The following is a 17,892-nucleotide window of genomic DNA, read 5'->3' as shown; positions in this document are numbered from 1 at the left end:
GTTTTTATAAGACTTTTTTCATCACAATATCTGACGTGTCGCTCTCCAGCCCATTTACATCCACAGCCGACACGGCGAAGTAGTGAGTGCCGACGGGCAAGTTGTCGAAGGAGAAGCTGATTTCATCCGGCGACGCTTCATATACTGTTTCCACGGAACCGTCTTCAGACAGGTGATAGATCCGGTAAAGCTGGATTTCCGATGCAGCCAGCACACTACCGTCTTCACGGGTCGCCGGCGGCGTCCAACTCAGCAGCGCAGTGCGATCAACCACAACGTCCAGCGTCGCCGCATCACTGATGACAACACCGCTCTCGTTGCCAATCATGACGTCATAACTGCCCGCGTCCGCTTCGCTCACATTGGGTATGGTGTAACTGGAGGTCACCGCGTCCGGAATATTCTGTCCGTCTTTACGCCATTGATAATACAGCGTATTGCTGCCACTGGCGCTAACGTTCAAGGTAACCGACGAGCCCACTGCTGCAGACTGCGATGCGGGAGGCAAAGAAATGACTATGTCCACCTCATCTGGCTGTGTCTGATCTGTGGAAGTATCCGTGGTGGAGGTATCTGTCGTCGCCGTAGTATCGGTTGTACTGGATGTGTCAGTCGTACTGGTAGTATCCGTCGTGGTGGTCTGATTCGACGACGTATCAGTAGTGCTGGTATCCGTAGTCTGACTGGTGTCAGTAGACTGGCTAGTGTCGGTAGTCGTGTCTGAAGGACTAAACGGATCTGATGACTGGGTAGTATCAGTGGTATCCGTAGTGGGACTAAACGGATCTTCAGTTGTCGTCGTGGAGCCGGAAGTGTCCGTGGTGGTGTCAGTAGTGCTGGTGTTGGAGCCATCGCCCCATCTGCCGCCTCCTCCCTTGGTCCCGCCTTTACCGCTCTTGGTGGAAGTGGTGTAAGACGAATCCAGTACCGTATCGCCGCTCAGCTCCGTTTCTGAAACGGTGATGGAGCTTTCCGCTGAAGCCTGTGTTTTTGGCGCGGCGCTAGCCGGCGTCGCCCCCCCGCACCCTGCAAGGAATAACGGCGACAAAGTTAAAACAGATGTCAGTACGGTGCGTCGTAAGTTGCGTTGAATCTTAAGAGTGCGCCGTATTTGCCGGTCTGACACCAAGTGTTCTTCGACCAGGATCTCACCCAGCTTCTTATGGGATGTCTTCTGCAAAGACATCGCCCTTTCCAGTTGCTCCTGGGTGATGAGATTCCGCTCAAGCAACAGGTCCCCTAAACGGGTCTTATCTGACGATGATACGGGTGCTTCCGCCATGTCCACTCCCCCCTCTGAGGATACTTCCCGCCGACTCGCCACTTGGCGCTTCACTGCGCATGACTTCGGGCTGCGACGGATATGTTGTTCTGGCGTGAATAAATATGCGGGCTGTTCTCGTCCTTTTGGGCGCAAAATCCAAGAAGCAGTATTTATGCGGCGCCATTATTTACAGTTTAGTAAAGGATTTACTCTGTAAATAACGACGATAAGATCAAATGGATATAAAAAAACCAAATGTGCTAGCGTTTTGTTAACTTCTTTTCCATTGTGAAATTAACCAGTATCTGACCGTTGCGTTGTATTTCATTAAGTTGCGTTGTTACAAAGCCTTTTGACTCGAAGAATGGGCGCGCAGCCCTTGATGCTTCTACATAAAGGCGCGTCATACCTGCGTCAACCGCCTCCCGCTCCAATCGCTGATAAAGCTGAGCCGCCACGCCACGCCGCTGAAACTCGACATGGGTATACAGGCAATCAATATGGCCATCAGCCTCCAATTCGATAAAACCAAGCAAGCGCCCATCGCTTATCGCCAAAAACGGCTTTTTGATATCCAGTCTGGCTTTCCATTTATCATAATCAGGCGGCGTCGGCGCCCACGCTTCTTTTTGCGCAGCCGTGTACATCTGCGAATCGACGCCATGCACCGCCCTATGAAACAAATCAGCCACCGCCACGGCGTACTGAGAGTCGTAATCAATCACATCAATATTCACAACTATATTGCTCTCACTATTTATCAAATAGGTATATGGCCTTCGCCTGTTAGTTAGACAAATTACTATTAACTATGAAAGGCTGACAGTGAAAGCCGGATCAAAATCCAGATTGCGTTCGCCGGGATAACCGCGTGGATTGCATACGACTCGTGTGGTTCCGATCTGGTAATCACTGCTGTTGTGCAAATGCCCATGAATCCACAGGTTCGGCTGCAAGGACTCGATCACTGGCTCCAGATTAGAAGCATACGCAGAGCTGATGATGTCGTTTTTCCTGCGCAGCGGCAGTGACTGACTACTGGGCGCATGGTGGGTAACTACGACGCGCCGGCTGGTTGGATGCGTTTCGTCGCAATGGGCGAAGGCGCCTTTTAGCCAGTGCAGCGAGCGAGAATGAATCACCGCCAGATCCAGTGAGCGCACTTTGGAGTAGCCGGGTTCTCTGCGGATTTTACGAAAGTCGCTCATCACCTGTTGGCATTCAAAACCCGCCACGCGAGGATCGCAGAGCAACTCGAAGTCCGTCCACAGCGTACATCCGAAAAAGACGACGTCGCCCAGCGCCACGGACTCATTCTCCAGCACATGAACATGCGTTCCCTGCGTCATCTCTCGTAACTTTCGCGCCAGTTTCGGGTAGATATGCCGGTAGTACTCATGATTTCCCAGCACATATATGATCGGCTTCGCCGGATTCTGCTCCAGCGCCCAACGCACGCCTTTGTCGCCGACATGAATGTCCCCGGCCAGGACCAGTGCATCCACATCGTCGATATCGACAGCGAAGTCCTCAAATTCCAAATGGAGGTCGCTTAATACTCTAATTTTCATACTACTGCTTACTGGCTCACTCTCCGCCTGTCATCATCACCAAGAGCAAGCCTGTGTTTCCTTTTGTCTACCTGTTATCCGCCTGAGCCTTAGGGCATGCGTCTATACAGCCTTATCTCCAGAGGCTTGCCGCCATCCTGGCGCGTCCCTGCGCCAGATTATCAACATATCCATATCGACAGGCTGTTCACGACTCATGCGTTCCAAGGACCATTAAGGTCGGGGCTGGCCGTGGCGATCGAACGGAAATTCGGTATCAGCACACTGTCTTTACCCACGATGGAACGCACCGCCATCAAGCCAGCCTGACTCAGCGCCCGCACCGCTGAGTCGGTGATGTTAATCTCCGCGCAAGGCGTCACCACGGATTCGCCATCTTCGCTGTAAACGTGCAAAGGCAGGCGGTCCACCTGCTGCTTTTTACCCGGAACAAAATTCCAGCCGAAATCCGTATAGTGTTGCGCCAGCAGCATTACCGCCAACCAGGCGCCGTTGCCCCACAGGTAGAAAGCATGTCGATTACGTTCCGGCAGCTCTTCAAAATCAAAGCGCTCCGTACGAGAGGTGCGTTTGCCATAGGGCATGCGCAGCAATACCCGCGGCGCCACCATCGCCAGACTGCCGGCGCAAACCTGCTCCCTCACGGTTTTCCAGTGTTCAGAGAATTCCGCATCGACGGCGTCGCTCCAGTCATCCGGGTCAGGGGTCGCAGCCAAATCGCCGCATCCCGCCAGCGCCGCCGCGCCGCCGGTCAATGCCGCGGCTCCGATCACATGGGCGGAACCCGCCAGTGTGGAAAGAAAGTTCAGCGACTCCGTCTCCGGTCCGAAGGCATAGTCAGCGAGGATCATGCTGAATGGCGTAGCGCCGCTGGCGCTGCGCTTTTCCACCAGCAACTTGTACAGTCCGGTTTCGTCGATAGATTCCGCGGCGTTCGCGTCGGCTATCAGCTCTTGACGCGTCGCATCGACGATGAAAACGCGCAGGTTTGCATCCGTCTCCAGCCTGCGCACCAACAAATACAGCCCGCGCCAGCTCGCTTCCAAGGCATGAAAAGCGCTGTGATGCATGATTTTGCGCATCAGGTCGCTGGCGGCCTGGTCCACAGCCTCCAGCATTTCCTGCTGGCGTGGGTCCGGCCCCTGGCTCACATAGGGCGCAAAGATTTCCTGCACCAGCGTGCGCACGTCAAAAGCGTTACTGGAGCGCTGAACGCCAGATGTGCTGTCCAACAGGCTTTCCAACAGAGACCCGCTGTCGCTGGAGCCGCCCACATTAGACGGCTTAGCCTCCGTCACAGACGTTTCCGCTTTTGGAGCGGAACCACTCCAGCCGCGGATTTCATCCGCCGCCGCCTGGAAAGTATCGTTACTCTTGAGACGACGCTTCAGGCTTTTGAACTTCTCAAACAGTGCGGTGCGGTCATAGATATAATCCGGATGCATATCATCCAGCTCGCGAAAACGAATGACGTCATCGATGACAGGAATATCCAGCTCCACCTTCAACTGCTCGAAAACGTCGTCATAATTATCCCGGTCCACTTCAATCAGTTTGCGTTTCGCCAGCGTCTCCGGTTCATGCGCGCCACGATGTCCGCGGCCGCTGAAATCCCCCAACACCACGATGTGACAGGGTTGATTGGCTGGCGTCGCTTTCTTGTCGCCGGCATCTTTGGTTTTAAACTGAATTTCGCCCGTGCTGATGGTTGTTCTGGACATATGAGCTTCCCTTGAGGTTGTCGCGCCTCACATTGGAGGAGAGTGTAGACGCCATATTTTATGCAAAGCAGTCGCGTCAGGCGGCCGCTGTCATACAAATTGAATCGGTCGAGAATACAGCGTCGTGAAAAAGAGTAAAAGCGTTGAAACAGGAGACTCTCCGGCGCCGGAGAAATGAAGCCGTCCATGGCTTGGTGTGAAAGTGGAGAATGCCTTCCTTTACGGCCTAGAAGGCCTGGGAGCTAGGGTGTCTGCAGTGGCGTCGCGTCGTCTGACGACGCGCGCGAGCGGTTCAGTAAACGCAGTGCGATCAACATGCCAAGGCCGCCAAGATGCCACCAAAGCGACAGCGGCCAGAGCAACAACAGCGCGGCGGCGCAAACCAGCAATCGCATGACTGGATTCAACGCCTGTCCCAGCCAGCCCACAAACACGGCGGCGAAGGCGTACAAACCAAATGCGGAGAACACGAAGATCTGCAGCGCCTCGCCCCAGTCGCCGCTCAAAAACGGAGTGTAGGCGAACAGGAACGGAACGATATACAAGGCTTTCGCCAGACTCCACGCGGACAGCCCGGCTGACATCGGCGAAGTCTTGGCGATGGCCGCAGCGGTAAAGGCGGTCAAACAGACTGGCGGCGTAACGTTACTGTCCTGAGACAACCAGAAAATGATCATGTGCGCGGACAACAGCGCCAGGGTAATCATTTCCGGCGCAATCGCCACATCCAGCAGCGTCGGCAGGATATCCCGACTGATGCCCCCCACCAGCGCGGCGGCTTGATCGTAAGGAATCGGCTGACTGAGATCCACATCCGTCACGCCCGCCATAAACTGCAGCGTCACACGCGCAGTCTCCGGCAATTGTCCGGCTACCAGCAAATCCACCAACTGGTTTTGCAGAATCAGTTGCTGCAACGCCGGCGCAGCGATCGTCGCCACCATGATGTACGCCGCCGTCACCGGCAGCCCCATGCCCAGCACTAAGGAAGCCAGGGCGATCAGTACGATGGCGATCCACAATTGTCCTCCCGCCCATTGCACGATCATGAATGAGAAAGTATTGCCGATGCCGGTCGTGGCCACCACGTTGACAATCAGCCCCACGCTGATCAGTAACAGCGCAGTCATCACCATATTCTTGGCGCCCAACGCCAGCGCCTCGCAGACAGCCGCCGGGCCCATGCGGTTAGGCGTCAGCCAGGAAGAGCCAATCACCGCCAGGATCGCGAAGCCCGCCGCATAAGTGGGGCTCAATCCCCATATGAGCAGCCCGATCAACAGTACAATCGGAACCAGAAAGGAGTAACCGCCCCGCTTCATCAACACTGACAACGGTTCCGGGTTACTGTCCTCGATAGGTTTCAGGCCTTCTTTCTTAGCCTGCAGTCGCACAAAAGCCGCTATTGTCAGGAAGTACAGCAACGCCGGCAGAAACGACACAACCACGATGTCCGTGTAAGGAATCTGGGTGTAGTTGGCCATGACAAAGGCTCCAGCCCCCATGATCGGCGGCATGAGTTGCCCTCCGGTAGAGGCGGCGGCCTCAACGCCAGCGGAAAAACGCGGCGAATACCCCGCCTTTTTCATCAAAGGAATGGTGATGACGCCGGTTGAGGCGGTATTGGCCACCGCAGAGCCGGAAATAGTGCCTGTGAGACCGGAAGCAATAACCGCGATGAGACCCGGTCCGCCGTGCATCTTGCCTGCGGAGCGTTTGGCCAGATCGATAATGAAATCCCCAGCGCCCGAGCGCACCAGAAAAGCGCCGAACAGAATGAACATCATCACGAAGCTGGAGGAAATGGTCGCAATGCTTCCAAACATGCCGTCATCGCCGAAAAGACTGCGAAACATGATGGTTTCCAAACTCAGACCACTGAAACGGAACACACCGGGAAGGTACTGTCCCCACCATGCGACGTAGCCCAACGCGATAATAATCAGCGTGGGTATCAGCCAGCCCGCCATGCGCCGGGTCAACTCCAGCGAAGACAGCACCACCACGCATCCGGCCAGCCAGTCCGCCCAGCTTAAATGAAGACCGCGCTCATAAATAATGTCCTCGCTGAAAAACAGCCAAAGCGTCGCCGCCGTTGCGGCCGCAGCCAAGGCGTAGTTGAACGCTTTCAACGTTTTGCTGGCGTCTTTGGAGACATACCAGCCCACGCATAGCCAGGCGAATCCAATGAAATGAATGACGTTAGGCCAAAAACCGCTGATCCAGCCGGTCATGTTGATAACGATATGGATCAGGGACACTACGACAGCCACATAAAAAAACATGCGGCTGTCACGGAGCTGACTCCACTCCGTCGCAGACTGACTCATTACAAATCTCCAAAGTAAGCGGGGGACGCGTCCCCCGTTGTGACTCAGTGATGGAGGCTGTTATTTCATCAGCCGGTCAGGAATATTCAGTCCTTGTTCTTTGTAGTAGCGAATTGCGCCAGGGTGCAATGGAATCGGCAGACCGGCGATCGCCTTTTCCAGCGCCATGTCGCTGGTGGCCTTGTGGATGCTGTTCAGGAAAGGCAGGTTTTCATAAATCGCCTTGGTCAGGAGATAGACGGTTTCCTCGTCGATGTCGTCGCGCACCGCCAGGAAGTTAGGCTGGGCGATAGTAACGATATCTTTGTTCACGCCTGGATATACGCCAGCTTTAACAGTGAAAGGCGTCCACAGATCAAAGCCATTGTCCGCCCGCTGGATTTGCTCCGGCGTGAAAGACAGCAGGGTGATATCGGAGCGTTGCGCGAAGGCGTTAATCACCGCCCCCACTGGAACGCCGGCCGGCGTCCCCATGCCCACGACTTTGCCGTCTTGCAGCGCCTGGCTGCTGGGACCGTAGCCGGCGTACAAAAGATCAAAGTCTTTATCCAGATCCAGGCCGAAGTTGGCGAGGATGGTGCGGTTGGACTCAATAGTGCCGGAGTTCTTGGATCCCAGAGCCAGACGTTCGCCCTTGGCGTTGACCAGATCGCTGATGGTGCCGGTTTTGACGTATTTGTTGTCCAATACGAAATGCTCGACGTTCTGCCACAACATGGTGATGGAGCGGATGTTGCGTTGCTTGCCTTCATTGGCGAACACACCAGAGCCTTCCCACGCATATTTGCCGAAAAGCCCCTGCAGGATGGAGAACTGCGCTTCGTTATCACGCATCAATTTGATGTTTTCCGCAGACCCTGCGGAACTGATGGCGGATATGCCGATTTTATGCGTCGGCTGCAGCTTTACTTTCGTCAACGTGGCGATTGCGACGCCAACGGGATAGTAAGTACCTCCTGTGCTGGCGGTCGCCATGATGTAATTCTTCTCTTCCGCGGCGCGCAGGCCAGAAGAGAACACAGAAAAGGACAGAACGGAAAGGGTGAGAGAGATTAGTCGGATATACCGATTCATACTGAATACCTCAAAGTTTTATTTTTTTAAGTCACAGGCGTTCAAATGCTTCGCAAAGGTCATGCCGCTTACCACCTTCACACAACTTACTGATTTATAAAGAAGCCAACTAAAATACAAAAAGCGCCATAAGCTAATTTTGGCTTATCGCTAAAACTTTATAGGCAAAATTTTGCTTATCGACCAATGAATGTGGCTTTATGCTTGAAAACCGTGACGACACCATCAATGCAAGCAAGCCGTAATAAAACGTTGAATGAGGAGACCTTTCCTATGTCGAACCAACGCATCCTGGCGCTCACACTCTGCCTTTTCGCATTGCCGGCCCTGGCCGCGGAAGCGCCCATGCTGAAGAACGATCCCAAGCGCCCTGTCGCTGATATCAGCCGGGAGTTAGGCGTAACGCCGGACCAATTCGTCGCCTGCTTCAACGACGTCCATCCGGTTCCACAAGGCCAAACGCCCACAAAAGCCAGAGAACGCATGAATAAATCCGTGCTCTTACCCTGTCTGCAACAAGCCAACCCAGAGATCACCAACGACAGACTTGATCAGGTGATGGATAAATACAGACCGAAAAACTAGCGGGACCCAGCGTCATCATTCAATGCGCTCAACCGGAGTCGCAAAGCAGAAATTAAAGGGAGATGAACATGCATAGAGCCACCCAGCTGCTTCTACTCGTCGGCGGCGCACTGCTTATCCAGGCCTGCTCGACCAAGCAGGCTTACTACGCCGTACGGGAAAACCAAAGACAACAGTGCGAAAAATATATTGAACAATCACAGTACGAAGCCTGCATGAGGCAGGCGAATGAAAGTTACGACGATTACGAAAGGCGCCGAAAAGAGCTGGCGAAACAGAAGCCGTAAGCGGCTTTTGAATTTGCACAATCTTTCCTTATTTCAGCCGACGGCCTTCCTCGTGGGTGAGCGCTTTCAGAGTTATCAGAATCTATCAATAACTCTGAGCGGCGACGCTATCATCAACAAGAAGGCTAACACCATGGCAAATGAATACATCTATATCCCTGTAAACAGTGATGAAATGAGCGAGTTCGCGGAGAGATTCGCGAAAGCGAAAGGCATTCCAGTCAATCAGATACTGGCCAACAAGTGCGTTTCAGGCAAAGGCAAAGCGATGTATCGCTGGATTGACAAGTGTCTCAGTAAGCTCACCAAGGACGACACGCTCTATCTCGTCACCCACGGCACTGGAGCCGCTGACGCCCTGACCATCGGCTCGGAGCGCAACATGGGGAAAAACAAACAGAAAAGAGTCAACGTTAACGGCAACGACACCTGGGAAGGCGGCGAGTGGAAAAGTTATACGCCGGATCAGCTCACCTCCACGCTGACCAAAGAAGGGCTGCCCAGCACCTTTGTCAACCTGCACGTTTGCGCCTGCGGCGGCGGTTACGAAGGGAAAATGGCGCCCTGGGCCAGCCGCTTGAAAGACGCGATGAAGCAGAGCTTTCCCAAGGTTAAGGTGACCGGCTATCAAGGCGCTTTCTCCGTTAGTCCCACCCGCGTCGCCATCATCGATAAAGGCGCGCTGTATCCCATGAACGAGCGCGCCGTCACGTTCTAAGCGACTTTATCGCCACGCGATCCATCCCATTCAATTTATGGCGTGGATTGCGCCACACGCCTGGTTGCACGCCGGCTTGACCGCCCCGATAATGCCTGCCTTGTACCTTCACATCAGGACACATCGCCAGTGCGCATATCCAGGCCATTACAAATGACTCTTGTAGTGATGCTCCTTTTGTCAGCCATTCCATGGGAATTCTGCATGGGCGGAGCCGCTTACGGACTTCCTTTCCCGTTGGTATTTCCATCCCATGAGGACATTGACTGGTATCTTATCCCCATTGGCGAGATTGAAAAGATTCACACAACGCTGGTCAGTCCTCTTTCTCTGGTGGGCAACCTCCTTGCCGCTCTCGCGCTCGTTAAAACGGGATCAGCTTTATTTAGATATATCAAATCGTTAAGAAAACGACTCGTGAAGCCTGACTAGATCGGTTCTGTTATACAGATCGTTATCTGACGCTCACAATGTTGGCGTCCGTCCGCCGCTAGACTACACTGAGCGCCTTCTTCACTCCCCAAAGACAGTCAGGGAAGACAGCTCCACGCAATACGCAGTGGCCATGATGAACGATTGAGATTTGATAACTTATGCCGCCAAAGAGACACAGCAAGATAGCCGGAGCAGGCGTTATTCTCGCCGCGCTAGGCGTACTTCTACTGGGAGTCACCCAATATTATTGGTCTATCAACGATCAGTACGTGACTTTCTTCGCACAGTTCTACGCCCATATATTGTCGGCATTCTCTATCGCTCCCCCTGTCGCGGAGCCTGCTTTTATCACTGGCGGCTTTTCGCTTACCGAAGAGTTAGCCGTGCAGATCAATCACGGCATAGCATTTTCATGCGCCCTCGCCGCCATATTCTGTGCGTTCCTGGCGAGACGGAGAAAAGAAAGCCCGGTTTATGGAGGGGCTGCCCTTGTTTTTGGAGTAAGCGTGTTTATTTTGTTTAACCTGAAGGTTGGACTGTTAGTGGTCACGACTTGTTTCTTGGTTATGTTTATTCGGAAAAAGCGTGAAACCAGGAGCCCTGCTCTCAGTGAAGGAAGGGTCTGAATCAGCGTCTCCACATTCTGATAATCATCTCAACGAGCATTAGTCGATAGCCGCTCCTAATAGACATCAACCTCGACAGAACATAGATAACGAGGCGCCCCCTGTAAGTAGCGCCATGTTGAGAACACGCGCACAGTTCCCCCCTACACTGCAACCCACTTCAGTCATTATCTAGACAGAATATTGCCTTCCAGGTTCTGATACTTATAATGCTGACAACTTGGCACGGATGCGTTGGCATGCAGGACTCTATGAGTTAGCCCTCATACTTCTCCCTTCTCGCTCCACTACCATCTTTGACAGCACGTTCCGTGTTCGCTAAGTCTTTTATTTTTATAGCATTGTAGTACCAGGATGCATATATGAAGCACCTTCTAGCCATAGCGGCAGGATATTATTATTGGCATAACAATCAGGCCTCTACGCAGCCTCCTTCAGCAAGCTTGATGAGAACCCCGTAACTAAAGAAGAACTACTTGACTTCATGTCCGCACAAAAAGAAGGACTTTGTCTAGAAGTCAACAACATGGATGAGCACTCACCAAATTACGCAAGCTGTATGAAGCGGGCAAAGAGCTTTAAAAGTATGTGTAGAAGCCGCGTCGGAAAGGATATGCCGGACATGATTGGCAGCAAGGATGAATTTCACAAGTATGGAATGAGAATGATGGACTGCATAGTCCCTCCTAAGTAGTGGCGGGATATATTTTTATTCTCCCTCATTCCAGAAAATTTGAGAAAAAAMCAGAATTATCTAAACCACATGAGTCGCAGTAAACACTATGGAAACTATCGCAGCAATCATTTTCATTATTGGCTACATAATGTCGTTAATAAAAGGGTTTCAAGTATCATTCGTATGTTTTTTGTTAAACTTYTTTTTCCCGCCTATAGCGCAAGGCATATTCGCTATTTATGAATCTGAAATGAGAACCCCTCTTTACTTAATGTTAGGCAGTATTGTGCTTGGCGTCGTGAGCGGGGGAGTTGAATTTACTTATACAAGTTCCTAGTCATATAGCTGTATAGAGCAAATATAACCAGTGAGTAATATGAACCCAAAGTCTACTATTGAAAGGTACTGGGAACTCATGCAAACCAATGACTTCCATAAGGCCAGCGAGATGCTGTCGGAGGATTATGTCTGCCATTGGCCGCAGTCTGGTGAAGTCATTCGAGGGCGTGAGAATTTTGTTCTGATCAACGCCAATTACCCCGCGCAGGGCGAGTGGCGTTTTACGCTTAATCACATCCTGTGCGAAGGCGAGCAGGTGGTGACGGATGTGTCTGTCACGGATGGTGTGATTAAAGGACGCGCCCTCACCTTCAGTACGGTCAGGGATGGTTTGATCATCAAACAGGTTGAGTACTGGCCAGATGACTTTGCGCCGCAGGAGTGGCGTAAAGAGTGGGTGGAGGTGAGTTAATAATGCCAGTGCATGTTTGGAAAAACCATCGTATTGAAGTTACGTCAAAGTCAGAACCAAAACACCTATGGCTTAGCCTGACCATAGAAGTTTATGTCGATGGCGAACTAAAGGGTAAATCGCTAGATAGACTTAAGGGCCTATCTGAAACTATACCCTTTTCATTTCGATCGGATGATCTGGAGTATAAGGGATTACTCACTTCACTAGTTCCTGCGTCAGCTTTACTGACGCGATATAGCATATCAATTGATGGTGTTGAAATAGAGAAAGGACGTGTTCGAGCCAATAACTGGCTCGACTGTTATGTATTTATTGGCTCCGTTTCCCTATTGATTTTATCTATCCCGAAGCTTCTCTTTCTGCTGAAGCAGCTTTTCGCCTGAAATGAAGTTCACCCCAAAAAATCCTCCCGCCGCAATCCATAACGCTGCATCTTCTGGTTCAGTGTGCGGCGGGGCAGGTCCAGTTCTTCCATCACCTGATTGATATTGCCTTTCTTGGCGGTCAGTTCCGCGCTGATCACCGCTTTTTCATATTCCGCGACACGGGACGCCAAGGACTGGTCTGACGGGCTGGACATGTCCAGTTTTTCGCCGGAGAGCATTTCCCGGATGGATTCGTCGCTGAACTGGCTGCGTAAAAGATAACGCTCCGCGAGATTCTTGAGTTCCCGCACGTTGCCCGGCCAGTTATGACCTTCAAGGGCGATCCAGTCATCGCCGCGCAGCTCGGGCGCTTCTTTATCGTGTTTCTGCGCCGCCAGCTTGAGGAAGTGCGCGAACAGCAGCGCAATGTCTTCGCGTCGCTCCCGCAACGGAGGGATGCGCAACTCCGCCACCATCAAGCGGTAATAAAGGTCACTGCGGAAGCGGCCTTCATCCCCGGCTTTTTTCAGGTCCTCTTTTGTCGCCGCCACCACACGCACATCCAGCGCTACCGCCTGATGCGAGCCAAGCCGAACCACTTCCCGCTCCTGCAAGGCGCGCAGCACCTTCACCTGAAAATGCAGCGGCATGCTTTCCACTTCATCCAGAAACAGCGTGCCCTTGTTGGCGTATTCAAACTTACCCGCCTGGGCTTTCTGCGCGCCGGTGAAGGCGCCGGCGGTATGCCCAAACAGTTCACTTTCAAACAGATTTTCCGGAATCGCCGCCACATTCAGGGCTACAAAAGGATGTTTGGCGCGCTTACCGAAGTCATGTAAGCATCGAGCCACCAGCTCTTTGCCTACGCCGGTTTCACCATGGATCAACACGTCCACATCCAACTGCGCCAATTCATGGACATGTCGACGCAGTCGTTTGATGCCCGGCGAGTCCCCGATAAGAATCGATTCCAGCCCCTGCTGCGATTCTAACGCCTTGCGTAGGCGCTGATTTTCCAATAGCAAAGAACGCTGCCGGCAGGCGCGCTTGATCGCGTCCACCAGATGCGTGGGCTGAAACGGTTTCTCAATGAAGTCATAGGCGCCCTGTTTCATCGCCTCCACCGCCATGGCGATGTCGCCATGGCCCGTGATCAGCAGCACAGGAATATTTTTCGGCATCTTCTGCAACAGCGCCATGCCGTCCAAACCAGGCATCTTGACGTCTGACACCACCACGCCGACGAAGTTCTCATCAATGGTCTGCAAGGCCGCTTCAGCGGACGCCCACCCCTTGGCTTCCAGACCCGCCAGCGCCAGCCACTCTTCCAAGGCCTCCCTGACGGAGCTATCGTCGTCGATGATATAAACCAATTTAGTCATAATGAATTACAGCCGGTAAGCTAAGGGTGAATTCACTGCCTTCACCCGGTGTACTGGTAACGGTTATCTCCCCATGCATGTCCTGCAGCAGGTTATAACTGATCGCCAATCCCAGGCCCAACCCCTCACTTCCTGTCTTGGTGGTGAAGAACGGATCGAACAGGTGTCGCATGCGCTCTTCGTCCATCCCTTCGCCATTGTCGCGAACGGATATCATGATCTTATCCCCGCTGCGCTCCGCCATAACAAAAATATCAGGCTGTACCGCGGACTTCACCGCCGCAATGGCGTTATCAAGCAAGTTGATCATCACTTGCTCCAGCATATGCTGATCTGCAATGACCTGAAGTCCCTCAGGAATCTGAGTACGAATGACAGACCGCTGCTGGCTGAGCTTATGCTCCAGCACCTCCTCCACATAACGCATGACCGCCTGCAAAGCGGTTGGCCGTATGTCGACGGAGCGAATACCGGCAAACGACTTGAGCTGTGAGGAAATTCTGGCGATACGTTGCACCAGCGCGTCCATTTTATCCAAGGTAGCGGCGCTTTTGTCTTTTTGTTCCTGCGCCAGATACAGGCGTCCCATGGCGACATAACTGACCAGCGCCGTCAGCGGCTGGTTCAGCTCATGGGCGATGGCGGCGGACATGCGCCCCATCGCCGCGAGTTTGCGCTCCTGCATCAATGCTTCCTGCGTCGCCCGCAGCGCCTGGGTGCGCTCCTCCACTCTCGCCTCAAGCTCTTCATTGGCTTGCAGCAAAGACGCCTGCGCCGCTTTCAATTCACTGACGTCGTGAACCGTCAGCAAATACTCCCGATCGGGCCCAGTGCGAATCAGGCTGACGCAATACAGGATGGGGAATGAAGCGCCATCTGAACGGTAGCCTTCCGCTTCCCTGACCTCTCCGTCGGGCGCGTTGATCCAGGGCGACAGCAAGCGCGTCGGGTCCAGGGAAGCGCCTTGTTCCTGCGCCGCCACGCCGAAAAGCTCCGCCGCTTTCTGGTTCACCTCGCGTATTTCAAAGTGTTCGTTGAGGGTCATCAATCCCGCGTCCGTGTTCTGGATGATGGCGCGTTGATGGGCGTCGCTCTCTTCAATCACTTTCAAGAGCCGGTGTTCCGTACGGCGTTTCTGACGCGCTTCGCGGTAATACAAAGCGAGCACGATCAGCAGCAACACGGCGCTGCCGCACGCAGTGGCGATCAGAGCCGCCATGGTGTTCACATCAGCTACTGGCAACGCCCGGTGCATCCGCCAGGGCTGACCGATGACCTGACGCGAATACAGCAGCAAACGGACGCCCTCCACTTCCACAATCGGCGCGTCAGACCAGGCGTCCGTTTGCGCCGCCAATGGCATCGATTCCGCAGAGCCGTATTGTTTGGTGACCTTGAGTTCCGCCGTCACCCTCTGCTCTAACGGCCTCAATGCGCGATACAGCGCCGCTGGATCAGACGCCAGGAAGATAATGTCGTTGGGTCCGCTCAGGAATATCCGGTTGCCAGTCGCGGCCCAACTTGCCTGTTGCGGCGTCAAGTCCAGTTTGACGACCGTGACGCCGAGTATTCGTCCTGTGTTATCGCGTATCGGCGCGGAAATAAACAATCCCGCCTTGCCGGTGGTGACGCCGACCGCATAGTAAAACCCGGTGCGTCCCGCTACGGCGTCCGCGTAATAAGGTCGAAACGCATAGGAGTGACCGACAAAGCTGGTGACGTCGCGATAGTTACTGGAAGCCAGGGTCAGCCCCTCTGCGTTCATGATGAATATCTCATCAGAGCCCGCCGCTTGATTGAAGCGATTCAGCAGTTCGGAAATGTCGTCGTCACGCTCATTGCGGCGCAGCATCCGCTGAAAACGCGGGTCTGCAGTCAGGATAGCGGGAAAATAGACATATTTATCAACCGCAGTCAGCAAAGCGCTTTCAAACGCCCGCAACAGTTGCTCCGATTCAACGCCGTTGTGTTTGATAAGCAGGTTGCGGGAGAGGAAAAAACTCAAAAACACCGTCGCCAGCAACAAAAAAGCCAGCGCGATCTGGCGCGCCTTGCGATGGGACGGACGGGACGAATCAGCCGGGAGCATGGTCAACTACACTTGTTTTTATTGGCGTTCATCTTAACGACATTCCGTACCTGTGGGAATCAAGGTCTCAACCTTACCATCCTGTCAGATTTGCCAAAAAATGCGCCAAATCAACCGGGGCTCCGTTCCCGCCGCCTACACTCGAAAAACTCTTTTTTGACTCGCCGATTGTAACTGGATTATTTTTATTCCATAGGAAACAAATAATTATGCACGACAGGGATCTCGCCACATGACCGCAGACACTGCGCCTATTGGAGAAATTGTCGAAGTTCACGGCCCCGTGGCGATTATTCGCTGCCCTCAGCTGCCGCCTCTGCGACGCGCGGTCTATACCCGTCTCGATGGCGACACCTGCATTTTTGAAGTGCACCGTCATATCAGCCCCAATGAACTCCAGGCGGTGACGTTGCACAGCACACAAGGCTTATGGCGCGGCATGCCGGTGTATGACAGCGGTTCGCCCCTGCATGTTCCCGTAGCGGAAAGCTGTCTGGGACGTCTGCTGAATATCTTCGGCGAGCCGCTTGATGGCGGTCCCGCCATAGAAACCGATCAATACCGCAATATCCATCACTCACCTGCTCCGCTTAACGAACTGACAGCCCAGGGCGACCTCCTGCCGACCGGCATCAAAGTGGTCGACCTTCTCTGTCCGTTTATACGCGGCGGCAAGGCGGGCCTGTTCGGCGGCGCCGGCGTGGGGAAAACCGTGCTGATCATGGAGTTCATGCACGCCATCGCGCACCTTCATCAGGGCGTTTCCGTATTCTCCGGGATCGGCGAGCGCATTCGCGAGGCGCACGAACTTTGGCGGGACATGCAGGACGCCGGCGTCATGGATCGCGCGCTGCTGGTGTTCGGGCAGATGGATGAATCCCCTGGCGTGCGTTTTCGAGTCAGTTTATCCGCCCTGGCGTATGCGGAATATTTTCGCGACAGCCTGCGTCGGGACGTGCTGCTGGTAATGGATAACGTATTCAGATTCGTGCAAGCCGGCGCTGAAGTCTCCAGTCTGCTGGGCCGCATGCCCGCCACGGTGGGCTATCAACCGACTTTGGGTAGCGAAGTGGCCGAACTGGAAGACCGCATTACCTCTTCTCTGCACGGAGCCATCACCTCCGTGCAGGCGGTCTACGTTCCCGCCGACGACATGACCGACCCGGCGGTGACCACCATTTTAAGCCATCTAGACACCAGCGTGATTCTATCCCGCACCCAGGCAGCGAAAGGGCTGTACCCCGCCGTGGACCCACTGCTATCCGGGAGCAAGGCTTTGGACCGCCATACCCTTGGCGCCGCCCACTACACTGTCGCTGAAGCGGTGCGCGGACATCTCGCCCGCTACAAAGAGCTGGAAGACATCATCGCCATGCTGGGCGTGGAGGAGTTGTCCGCCGAGGATCAGCAGGTCGTGGCAAGAGCCAGAAAACTGCAACGTTATCTCACCCAGCCCTTTGTCGTCACCGCCGCCCATACCGGCATGACCGGGGCCTCCGTAGAGTTGAAACAGACCATTTCCGACTGCGACGGCATCCTGGCCGGTCGCTATGACGACTTCAGCGAAGACCAGTTTTACATGCGCGGCGGATTGGAAGGATTGACGACGTGACGCCATTCACCGCCATTCTAAGGGACAGCGACCAGGAGTTACGCATTGACGATCTGGTTTCCTTTCGTAGCCGTGACGCCAGCGGCGCTTTCAGCCTGCAGGCGCGTCATGCCGACTTCCTCACCTTGACCGAATCCGGGCTCAGTCAATTGACACGCAGCCAGGGAGCGCAATTTCTGGCGGCCACTGGCGGCTTGTTGGAGTTTGAGAAAGGCGTGCTTTACTTCAGTACGCGACGTTTTTTTATTGACGCCGACGCAAACATTATCCAGCAGCGCTTAATGGAATGGCTGGCCAACGAGAAAGAGCGCCGCGCCAGCTCTCACGTCCATTTGCAACAGCTGGAGCATGAGCTGATGCGCCGACTGAGTCGCGCCTGAAATAACTGACGAGGAAACCAGTG

At 53.9% G+C, this 17,892-nt stretch carries 16 protein-coding genes; 8 read left to right on the top strand and 8 right to left on the bottom strand.

Annotated features, from left to right (window positions below):
- Nucleotides 1-4 precede the first annotated feature (4 nt).
- From KP814_RS08995 to KP814_RS08970, 6 genes are all read right to left on the bottom strand, one after another.
- Nucleotides 5-1,282 (bottom strand): immunoglobulin domain-containing protein, encoded by a 1,278-nt coding sequence (locus tag KP814_RS08995; protein ID WP_216736463.1) that lies wholly within the window; start codon nucleotides 1,280-1,282, stop codon nucleotides 5-7.
- 242 nt (nucleotides 1,283-1,524) lie between these two features.
- Complete coding sequence (locus KP814_RS08990) at nucleotides 1,525-2,001, bottom strand: GNAT family N-acetyltransferase (RefSeq protein ID WP_216736462.1); 477 nt, start codon at nucleotides 1,999-2,001, stop codon at nucleotides 1,525-1,527.
- A gap of 72 nt (nucleotides 2,002-2,073) precedes the next feature.
- Nucleotides 2,074-2,835, bottom strand: coding sequence for a metallophosphoesterase (locus tag KP814_RS08985; RefSeq protein WP_216736461.1), 762 nt, complete (start codon nucleotides 2,833-2,835; stop codon nucleotides 2,074-2,076).
- Nucleotides 2,836-3,029: 194 nt separating this feature from the next.
- Nucleotides 3,030-4,556, bottom strand: coding sequence for a type VI secretion system contractile sheath domain-containing protein (locus KP814_RS08980; RefSeq protein WP_216736460.1), 1,527 nt, complete (start codon nucleotides 4,554-4,556; stop codon nucleotides 3,030-3,032).
- Between the two features lie 242 nt (nucleotides 4,557-4,798).
- Complete coding sequence (locus tag KP814_RS08975; RefSeq protein WP_216736459.1) at nucleotides 4,799-6,886, bottom strand: TRAP transporter fused permease subunit; 2,088 nt, start codon at nucleotides 6,884-6,886, stop codon at nucleotides 4,799-4,801.
- A 60-nt stretch (nucleotides 6,887-6,946) separates the two neighbouring features.
- Nucleotides 6,947-7,960, bottom strand: a complete 1,014-nt coding sequence (locus KP814_RS08970) for a TAXI family TRAP transporter solute-binding subunit (protein WP_216736458.1) — start codon at nucleotides 7,958-7,960, stop codon at nucleotides 6,947-6,949.
- Nucleotides 7,961-8,233: 273 nt separating this feature from the next.
- Here KP814_RS08970 and KP814_RS08965 point away from each other — a divergent pair, with 273 nt between their 5' ends.
- From KP814_RS08965 to KP814_RS08940, 6 genes are all read left to right on the top strand, one after another.
- On the top strand, nucleotides 8,234-8,545 hold the full coding sequence (locus tag KP814_RS08965; protein WP_216736457.1) for a hypothetical protein: 312 nt from the start codon (nucleotides 8,234-8,236) through the stop codon (nucleotides 8,543-8,545).
- 68 nt (nucleotides 8,546-8,613) lie between these two features.
- Complete coding sequence (locus KP814_RS08960) at nucleotides 8,614-8,832, top strand: hypothetical protein (RefSeq protein ID WP_216736456.1); 219 nt, start codon at nucleotides 8,614-8,616, stop codon at nucleotides 8,830-8,832.
- 133 nt (nucleotides 8,833-8,965) lie between these two features.
- On the top strand, nucleotides 8,966-9,550 hold the full coding sequence (locus KP814_RS08955) for a hypothetical protein (protein ID WP_253938266.1): 585 nt from the start codon (nucleotides 8,966-8,968) through the stop codon (nucleotides 9,548-9,550).
- Between the two features lie 153 nt (nucleotides 9,551-9,703).
- Complete coding sequence (locus KP814_RS08950) at nucleotides 9,704-9,982, top strand: hypothetical protein (RefSeq protein WP_216736454.1); 279 nt, start codon at nucleotides 9,704-9,706, stop codon at nucleotides 9,980-9,982.
- Between the two features lie 1,681 nt (nucleotides 9,983-11,663).
- A complete protein-coding gene (locus KP814_RS08945; RefSeq protein ID WP_216736453.1) occupies nucleotides 11,664-12,038 on the top strand; it encodes a nuclear transport factor 2 family protein in 375 nt (124 codons plus the stop codon).
- Between the two features lie 2 nt (nucleotides 12,039-12,040).
- Nucleotides 12,041-12,424, top strand: coding sequence for a hypothetical protein (locus KP814_RS08940; RefSeq protein ID WP_216736452.1), 384 nt, complete (start codon nucleotides 12,041-12,043; stop codon nucleotides 12,422-12,424).
- An 8-nt stretch (nucleotides 12,425-12,432) separates the two neighbouring features.
- Here the strand turns inward: KP814_RS08940 and KP814_RS08935 are convergent, their stop codons facing one another.
- Complete coding sequence (locus tag KP814_RS08935; protein WP_216736451.1) at nucleotides 12,433-13,788, bottom strand: sigma-54 dependent transcriptional regulator; 1,356 nt, start codon at nucleotides 13,786-13,788, stop codon at nucleotides 12,433-12,435.
- Entirely contained in the window at nucleotides 13,781-15,877 is a 2,097-nt protein-coding gene (locus KP814_RS08930) for an ATP-binding protein (RefSeq protein WP_216736450.1), read from the bottom strand. Before KP814_RS08930 ends, KP814_RS08935 begins: the two co-directional genes overlap by 8 nt.
- 232 nt (nucleotides 15,878-16,109) lie before the next feature.
- Here KP814_RS08930 and atpD point away from each other — a divergent pair, with 232 nt between their 5' ends.
- Entirely contained in the window at nucleotides 16,110-17,489 is a 1,380-nt protein-coding gene (gene atpD, locus KP814_RS08925) for a F0F1 ATP synthase subunit beta (protein ID WP_216736449.1), read from the top strand.
- Nucleotides 17,486-17,869, top strand: a complete 384-nt coding sequence (locus KP814_RS08920) for a hypothetical protein (protein WP_216736448.1) — start codon at nucleotides 17,486-17,488, stop codon at nucleotides 17,867-17,869. Before atpD ends, KP814_RS08920 begins: the two co-directional genes overlap by 4 nt.
- The last annotated feature ends 23 nt before the right edge of the window (nucleotides 17,870-17,892 follow it).

It is taken from the genome of Hahella sp. HN01 (genome assembly GCF_018986435.1).
GTDB lineage: Bacteria > Pseudomonadota > Gammaproteobacteria > Pseudomonadales > Oleiphilaceae > Hahella.
This window is presented reverse-complemented; position numbering and strand designations above follow the sequence as displayed.